Raw genomic sequence first — 7769 nt, 5'->3', positions numbered from 1 at the left:
CACTCCATCCACGGCCGCGCCCCCGCCATCGCCACCGGCCTGTCCGTCACCCGACCCGACCTGTCCGTCTGGGTCGTCACCGGCGACGGCGACGCCCTCTCCATCGGCGGCAACCACCTCATCCACGCCCTCCGCCGCAACGTCAACCTCAAAATCCTCCTCTTCAACAACCGCATCTACGGCCTCACCAAAGGCCAATACTCCCCCACCAGCGAAACCGGCAAAATCACCAAATCCACCCCCGCCGGCTCCGCAGACGCCCCCTTCAACCCCCTCTCCCTCGCCCTCGGCGCCGAAGCCACCTTCGTCGCCCGCACCATCGACTCCGACCGCAAACACCTCCAATCAGTCCTCCGCGCCGCCGCCCAACACCAAGGCTCCGCATTCGTCGAGATCTACCAAAACTGCAACATCTTCAACGACGGCGCCTTCGAACAACTCAAACAACCCGACACCCGCGACGACTACCTCATCCCCCTCGAACACGGCCAACCCATCACCTTCGGCCACAACGGACAACACTGCATCGTCCACCCACCACGCGGCTTCGGCCTCGAAGTCCGCGACACCGCCACCACCCCCGCCGACGACATCGTCATCCACGACACCACCATCACCGACCCCGCCTACGCCTTCGCACTATCCCGACTCCCCGGACCAGACCTCCGCAACACCCCCATCGGCGTATTCCGGCAAACCCACCGCCCCTCCTACGACAACCTCGTCCAACAACAACTCACCACCGCCAAAGCCACCACCACCCACACCCCCGAACAACAACTCACCGCCCTCCTCGCCACCGGCGACACCTGGACCATCAGGCCGCTGGCCGACGCATGATCGAGCAGCTCACGCCACCCGGAGTCGTCGCCGTCGAGGCGTTCGACGACACCGACACCGAGCCGTTGCACCCCGCGGAGGCCGCGCTGGTGGCCGATGCCGTCGAGAAGCGGCGACGCGAGTTCACCACCGCCCGCACCTGTGCCCGCCGGGCCCTGCGCGCCCTCGGCCAGCCGGCCGTCCCGGTGCTCACCGGGGAACGCGGCGCGCCCCTCTGGCCGGCCGGTGTCGTCGGCAGCCTCACCCACTGCGCCGGCTACCGGGCCGCCGTGGTCGCCCGTCGGGAAGACATCCGCAGCATCGGCATCGACGCCGAACCCGCCGCCCCACTGCCCGACGGCGTCCTGGATGCCATCGCCCTGCCCGAGGAACGGGCCATGGTGCACCGGCTGAGTACGCAGGCCCCCGGCCCGCCCTGGGACCGGTTGCTGTTCAGCGCCAAGGAAGCCCTCTACAAGGCGTGGTTCCCGATCACCGGCGTCTTCCTCGGCTTCGACGAGGCCCGGATCACCCTGCACCCGACCGACGGCACCTTCACCGCCCGCGTCCTGGTCCCCGGTCGCGGTCGGGACTTCGACGGCCGCTATCTGCACGACGCCGGCCTGACGCTGACCGTCGTCGCCGTCCCGAACTGAGCCGCGCACCACACAGCACTGGACCAACGAGGGGACCACACCGATGAACGCCGGCATCTACGCCGTCAGCGACCTGCACGTGGCGTACCCGGAGAACCGGAAGATCGTGGAGAGCCTCTGGCCCCGCGCCGCCGGCGACTGGCTGATCGTCGCCGGTGACGTCGCCGAACTCTTCGCCGACGTCACCTGGGCGCTGACGCTGCTCAGCGAACGGTTCGGCAAGGTCATCTGGGCTCCCGGCAACCACGAGCTGTGGACCCACTCCCAGGACCCCGTCCGGCTGCGGGGCGAGGAGCGCTACCAGGCCATCGTGCGGCAGTGCCGGAGCCTGGGGGTGAGCACCCCCGAGGACGAGTACCCGGTGTGGACCGGGGCCGGTGGCCCGCTGCTGGTGGCGCCGCTGTTCGTCGGCTACGACTACTCGTTCCGCGAGCCGGGCGTCACCAGCAAGGAACAGGCGCTGGCCCGCGCCCACGCCGCCGGGGTGGTCTGCGCCGACGAGGTCTTCCTGCACCCCGACCCGCACCCGAGCCGGGACGCCTGGTGCCGGACCAGGGTGACGCTGACCGAGGCCCGGCTCGCCGGCTGCGACCCGACCGTGCCGAAGATCCTGGTCAACCACTACCCGCTGGTCCGGATGCCCACCGACATCCTGCGCTACCCCGAGTTCGCCCAGTGGTGCGGCACCGAACTCACCGCCGACTGGCACCGCCGGTTCCACGCCCGCACCGTGATCTACGGACACCTGCACATCCCCCGGGTGACCTGGCACGACGGGGTGCGGTTCGAGGAGGTCTCCGTCGGCTACCCCCGGGAGTGGCGGCCCCGGCCCCGCCCCGACTCGTGGCTGCGGCCGGTGCTGCCGGCGTCCGTCCAGGTCTGACGCCTCACCCGTCGACGAGGCGCTTCTTCTGCACCTTGCCCAGCGCGTTGCGGGGCAGGGCGTCGACCAACCGGACCTCCCGGGGCCGCTTGTGCACCGACAGTTGCCGGGCGACGAAGTCGACCAGTTCCGGCCCGGTCACCCCGTCGCCGACCACGTACGCGGTGACCTGCTGCCCCAGATCCGGGTGCGGCAGGCCCACCACCGCCGCCTCGCGTACCCCCGGGTGGGCCAGCAGCGCCTCCTCGACCTCACCGGCACCGATCCGGTAGCCGCCGCTCTTGATCAGGTCGGTGCTCGCCCGGCCCACGATGCGGTGCCAGCCGTCCGGGCCGACGGTGGCGACGTCTCCGGTCCGGAACCAGCCGTCGGCGGTGCGACTCGCCGCGTCCGCGTCCGGCCGGTTCAGGTAGCCGTCGAACAGGGTCGGGCCGTCGACCAGCAGCTCGCCCATTGCCGAGCCGTCGGTCGGCAGGTCGTGGCCCTGCTCGTCGACGATCCGGGTGCGCACCCCGGGCAGCGGCACCCCGACAGCGCCCGGCCGGCGCGGTCCGTCCGCCCGGGCGCTCACCGTGATCAGGGTCTCCGTCATGCCGTACCGCTCGACCACCCGGTGCCCGGTCAACGCGGCGAGACCGTCGAAGACCGCCGTGGGCAGCGCCGCACTGCCCGACACCAGCAGCCGTGCCGACCGCAACGCCCGCGCGGCGGCCGGCACCGCACCGATCCGCGACCAGATGGTCGGTACGCCGAAACAGAGCGTCCCGCCGGCTGCCGCGTACCGGTCCGGCTGCGGCCGACCGACGTGGTGCAGCCGGCTGCCGACCCGCAACGGCCCGAGCACCCCGAGCACCAGCCCGTGTACGTGGAACAGCGGCAGCCCGTGCACCAGCAGGTCGTCCGGCGTCCACGCCCAGGCGTCGGCGAGCCCGTCCAGACAGGTGGCGATGGCGGCCCGGGAGAGCAGCGCCCCCTTCGGCGCACCGGTCGTCCCGCTGGTATAGAGGATCAGGGCGGTCCGGTCCGGGGCGGGCTCCGGATGCGTGCTCCCCGAGACGCGCCGCAGGTCGACCGGGACCACCGGCAACCCGCCCGACGCGGCGGACGCGCCCGTTCCGGTGGACCCGTCCGACGTCCCGCCCGCCGCGGCGAGCAGGGCCTGGGCGGCCGAGTCGCGCAGGATGTGCTCCCGTTCCCGGGGCCCCGCATCGGGCGGCACCGGCACCACCGCCGTACCCGCCCGCAGCGCACCCACCACCCCCACCACGGTCTCCAGCGTCGGTGTGGCCTCGACCGCCACCCGGTCCAGGCCGTGCAGGTCGTCGGCGACTGCGGCGGCCAGCCCCTGCAACCGGGACCGGGACAGCGACCGGTCACCCACCCGGACCAGGTCCGGGCGGTCGTCCATCGACGATGACATCGCGGCCAGCAGCGACACGGTCCCCGCCTTTCCGGGCAGTCGGCAGGGGCGCGGCGCGGCCCCGTGTCGCCGACGCTAGTGCGGCGGCCGGCCCGTCACCACCCCCACCGCCCCGGGCTGTCGGTGCCGCGACCCTGCCGACGGGCACCACCAGCAGCCAGGATGATTCAGGGGTCGGGTAAGGGTGCCGGTGCGACAGTCGCACCACCTACCGTCGATTCAGACTGATCCGTCGCCGGTCGACGGGGAAGGCGGCATCGACGTCATGACTTCCGAGCACCCACCAGCCGCGCCGTGCCTCATGGTCACCGACGCGTCCGACGCCATCGCGTTCTACGCCCACGTCTTCGGTGCGGTCCCGCACCCGCAGGAGTGTCTTGCCGACGGGCGGGTGCTCACCGCCGACCTCGTCGTCGACGGCCACCGGTTCACGGTCAGCGAGTGGGCCGACCCACCCGCGACGACCCCCCGGCTGCCGGTGCTGACCGTGGATTCCGTCGACCCCGACGCCGTGCTGCGCCGCGCCGTCGCGGTCGGTGCCCGGGTCAGCGCCGCCAACGGCACCCCACGCGAGGTGCTGCTGCGCGACCCGAACGGCCGCAGTTGGGCCATCACCCGACCCGAACGCCCGGCCTGAGCCGGCTCCGCGTCCGCACGGGTGCGCGGCCCACGTGCCGGCCTCCGGCGCGTACCGCCGGGCCCGGACGCGTCGGCGTCCGGTCGACACTCCCGCGACGCGACCACGTCATCAACCCCCCCCGGGGCGGTTTGTCGGGCTCCGACAGCGGTATCCGGGTCGGGTACGCCCTGCGCGGAGGAGGCACCGGTGAACGTCGACGACCTGCTGACCGAGACCTACGACCAGCTGCCCGACCTGGTGAGCGCCGCCGTGGCCGGGCTCGGCCCCGACGAGCTGTGCCGGGCGCCCGGCCCGGGGGCCAACCCGGTCGGTTGGCTGATCTGGCATCTGAGCCGGATCCAGGACCAGCAGATCGCCGAGCTGTGCGGGGTCGACCAGATCTGGGTCACCGGTGACCGGGCGGCCCGGTTCGGGCTTTCCGCCGACCCCGCCGACACCGGCTACGGCCACACCCCGGAGCAGGTCGCGGCGGTCCGCCCGGAGAACGCGCAGGTGCTGGTCGACTACCACCGGGCGGTGGCGGAGCGCACCCGCACGTTCCTGGCCGGACTGCGCCCGACGGACCTGGACCGGGTGGTCGACGAGAGCTGGGACCCGCCGGTGACCCTCGGGGTCCGGCTGGTCAGCATCGTCGCCGACGGGCTCCAGCACGTCGGTCAGGCCGCCTACCTGCGGGGCCTGCTCCGGCCCTGAGCCGATCCCACCCGGTCCGGGTGAGCCGGCCTCACCCCGCCGGCCGGCACGCTGGCCACGAGCGCAACGGCACCCGGGGAGGCAGGTTGTGGGTACGTCGGTGGCGGAGTTCCTGGACCGGTGGGATTCGGGCCGGCGGCCGGACCTGCCGGAGACCACCTCCGGCACCCTGCGACTGGATGCCGCCGAGGGCGGGCACACCACCCACTGGCGGCTCACCGTCCGCGATCAGCGGGTCGAGGTCAGCAGGTCCGCCGAGGACGCCGAGTTGATCGTCCGCGCCGACCGGGAGGTGTTCGACCGGTTGGCGTCGGGTCGGACCCACCTCGCCGCCGCGCTGCTGCGCAACGACCTGTCGGTGCGGGGCAACATGCGGTTGCTGATGCTGCTCCGGCGGATCTTCCCCGGTACGCCCGGGGCCCGGCACCCCCGGCAGGTCGTCCGGGAGCGGGACGGTCACCGGTGAAGCAGGAGCGGGTCCACGTCGTCGCCGGCAACGCCTTCGCGGTCAGCGACGCGCACGGTGACATGGAGGTGGACCCGAGGACGCCGGTGGGGCTGTTCTCCTTCGACACCCGGTTCATCTCCCGCTGGGTGCTCACCATCGACGGGCAGCGGTTGCACGCCCTGTCCCGGGACGACATGACCTACTTCGAGACCCGGTTCTTCCTGGTCCCCGGCACCGCGAGCCACTACGTCGACGCGGACGTGTCGGTGATCCGGCACCGTTCCATCGACGACAGCTTCACCGAACAGCTCACCGTCCTGAACCACTCCGCCGCGCCCGCCGACTTCGTCCTCCGGATGGAGGTCGGCGCCGACTTCGCCGACACCTCGGAGATCCGCAGCCCGACGCCCCGGCGGGTCACGACCGCCGCCTCCCCACCCGACGGGGTGCTGCGGTTGCGCTACGAACGGGAGCGCGCTTCGCCCGGGAGGCGACCGTCTCCAGCACCGCACCGGCCGACGTCGACGAGGGCGGCTTCACCTATCGGATCACCGTACCGGCGCACGGGAAGTGGATCACGGACCTGCACGTCGGCATGACCATCCGTGGGGAGGGCGGCCACGACCTGCGGGAGAGCCTGGAGTCACACCGACTGCGGGTCCGCCACGACATGCGCCACGACCTGCGCGACTGGCTGGACCGCGCGCCGCAGCTGGTGAGCGAGCAGGAACGGCTGCCGGCGGTGTACGAACGGGCGCTGACCGACCTGGCCGCGCTGCGCTACGTCCCGCTGGCCTACCCCGGGCGGGTGCCGGTGGGTGGCCTGCCCTGGGCGATGGCCCTGTACGGCCGGGACGCGTTGATCACCTGCCTGCAGACCCTGCCGTTCACCCCCGAACTCGCCCCGAACACCCTGCGCATGCTCGCCCTGCTCCAGGGCGGTCGGCTCGACGACCAGCACGATGAGGAGCCCGGCAAGATCCTCGCCGAGCTGCGGTACGGCGAGGCGGCCGCCTTCGGCGACCAGCCGACCGGGCCCTACTACGGGGCCGCCGACACCACCCCGCTCTTCGTGATCCTGCTCGACGAGTACGAGCGCTGGTCCGGCGACGCGGCGCTGGTCCGGGAGTTGCGCCACCCGGCCCGGATGGCGCTGGACTGGATCGACGCGTACGGCGACCTCACCGGCGACGGCTACCTGCGCTACCAGCGGCGCGACACCCGCACCGGGCTGGTCAACCAGTGCTGGAAGAACTCGCCGGACGCGATCGCGGACGCCGCCGGCCGGCAACCGGCCGGGCCGAGGGCCACCTGTGAACTCCAGGGCTACGCCTACGACGCGAAGATCCGCGGGGCCCGCCTGGCCCGGGAGTTCTGGGCCGACCCGGAGTACGCCGATCAGCTGCAACGCGAGGCCGCCGCCCTGAAGGAGCGGTTCAACCGGGACTTCTGGCTGCCCCGGCAGGAGCACTACGCGCTGGCCCTGGAGCCGGACGGCACCCCGGTGGAGGCGTTGACGTCCAACCTGGGTCACCTGTTGTGGAGCGGGATCGTCCCCGAGGAACGGTCCCGCGCCGTCGCCGCCCACCTGCTGGGGCCGCAGCTCTTCTCCGGTTGGGGGGTGCGCACGTTCGCCGACGGGCAGTTGGCGTACAACCCGGTGGGCGCGCACCTGGGTGCCGTGTGGCCGTCGGACAACTCGTTGATCGCGGCCGGGTTGCGCCGCTACCACCACGACGAGGAGGCGGCCCGGGTCGCGGCCGGCATCCTCGCGATGGCGGACCTGGCCGGTGGATCGGTGCCGGAGGTGATCGCCGGATATCCACGGGCGGCCACCGGGTATCCGGTGCAGCTGCCGATGGCGGGCCGGCCGCAGTCGTGGTCCGCCGGTGCCCTGGTGATGCTGCTCGGCACCATCCTCGGGTTGCGGCCCTGCGGTGACAATCTGCTGGTGAACCCGGCCCTGCCCGAGGGTTTCGGCCGGATCGAGCTGCTGGACGTCCCCGGCCGGTGGGGGCGGGCCGACGCGTACGGCCGGGACCGGTCGGCCGCCCGCCGGGGCCGTCGCGCCCGCCTGCGCTGATCAGCGGCAGACAGCCGGGTTCCCGGTCGTTCCGCGCGGCGCAGCTCGTCCCTCGGCGCAGGACGGCCGCCGGGACACTGTGCAGAACTGACGCCGCCGAGGTCAGCCGCGCAGTGGTCGCCATCCG

At 72.8% G+C, this 7769-nt stretch carries 7 protein-coding genes and 1 pseudogene; 7 read left to right on the top strand and 1 reads right to left on the bottom strand.

All coding sequences use genetic code 11. The features are described 5' to 3' along the window. The 3 genes from GA0070216_RS17055 to GA0070216_RS17045 all read left to right on the top strand — a co-directional run. A partial coding sequence (locus tag GA0070216_RS17055) for a thiamine pyrophosphate-dependent enzyme (protein WP_091246833.1) occupies positions 1 to 840 on the top strand: 840 nt, incomplete at its 5' end. Further along, on the top strand, positions 837 to 1475 hold the full coding sequence (locus GA0070216_RS17050; protein ID WP_091246830.1) for a 4'-phosphopantetheinyl transferase family protein: 639 nt from the start codon (positions 837 to 839) through the stop codon (positions 1473 to 1475). The genes GA0070216_RS17055 and GA0070216_RS17050, both read left to right, overlap by 4 nt. Before the next feature lie 43 nt (positions 1476 to 1518). Beyond that, positions 1519 to 2358, top strand: coding sequence for a metallophosphoesterase family protein (locus GA0070216_RS17045; RefSeq protein WP_091246828.1), 840 nt, complete (start codon positions 1519 to 1521; stop codon positions 2356 to 2358). A 4-nt stretch (positions 2359 to 2362) separates the two neighbouring features. On the opposite strand, the gene GA0070216_RS17040 is transcribed toward GA0070216_RS17045, so the two are convergent. Further along, positions 2363 to 3778, bottom strand: a complete 1416-nt coding sequence (locus tag GA0070216_RS17040) for an acyl-CoA synthetase (RefSeq protein ID WP_425413163.1) — start codon at positions 3776 to 3778, stop codon at positions 2363 to 2365. Between the two features lie 265 nt (positions 3779 to 4043). Between GA0070216_RS17040 and GA0070216_RS17035 the strand changes: the two genes are divergently transcribed. From GA0070216_RS17035 to GA0070216_RS17020, 4 genes and pseudogenes are all read left to right on the top strand, one after another. Continuing rightward, positions 4044 to 4415 (top strand): VOC family protein, encoded by a 372-nt coding sequence (locus tag GA0070216_RS17035; RefSeq protein ID WP_091246915.1) that lies wholly within the window; start codon positions 4044 to 4046, stop codon positions 4413 to 4415. A 189-nt stretch (positions 4416 to 4604) separates the two neighbouring features. Then, on the top strand, positions 4605 to 5111 hold the full coding sequence (locus GA0070216_RS17030) for a mycothiol transferase (protein WP_091246825.1): 507 nt from the start codon (positions 4605 to 4607) through the stop codon (positions 5109 to 5111). 88 nt (positions 5112 to 5199) lie between these two features. Further along, complete coding sequence (locus GA0070216_RS17025; RefSeq protein WP_091246823.1) at positions 5200 to 5577, top strand: SCP2 sterol-binding domain-containing protein; 378 nt, start codon at positions 5200 to 5202, stop codon at positions 5575 to 5577. Then, positions 5574 to 7642: pseudogene (locus tag GA0070216_RS17020) on the top strand (amylo-alpha-1,6-glucosidase). Before GA0070216_RS17025 ends, GA0070216_RS17020 begins: the two are co-directional and overlap by 4 nt. Positions 7643 to 7769 lie beyond the last annotated feature (127 nt).

Source organism: Micromonospora matsumotoense (assembly GCF_900091525.1).
GTDB classification, from domain to species: domain Bacteria; phylum Actinomycetota; class Actinomycetes; order Mycobacteriales; family Micromonosporaceae; genus Micromonospora; species Micromonospora matsumotoensis.
Note: the sequence above shows the minus strand (reverse complement) of the source record. Positions and strands in the feature narration are given on the sequence as shown.

Excerpts from the sequence above, each read along its gene's own strand:
- GA0070216_RS17050 (WP_091246830.1), top strand. The coding sequence starts at position 837 with ATGATCGAGCAGCTCACGCCACCCGGAGTCGTCGCCGTCGAGGCGTTC.
- GA0070216_RS17045 (WP_091246828.1), top strand. The coding sequence starts at position 1,519 with ATGAACGCCGGCATCTACGCCGTCAGCGACCTGCACGTGGCGTACCCG.
- GA0070216_RS17040 (WP_425413163.1), bottom strand. The coding sequence starts at position 3,778 with ATGTCATCGTCGATGGACGACCGCCCGGACCTGGTCCGGGTGGGTGAC.
- GA0070216_RS17035 (WP_091246915.1), top strand. The coding sequence starts at position 4,044 with ATGACTTCCGAGCACCCACCAGCCGCGCCGTGCCTCATGGTCACCGAC.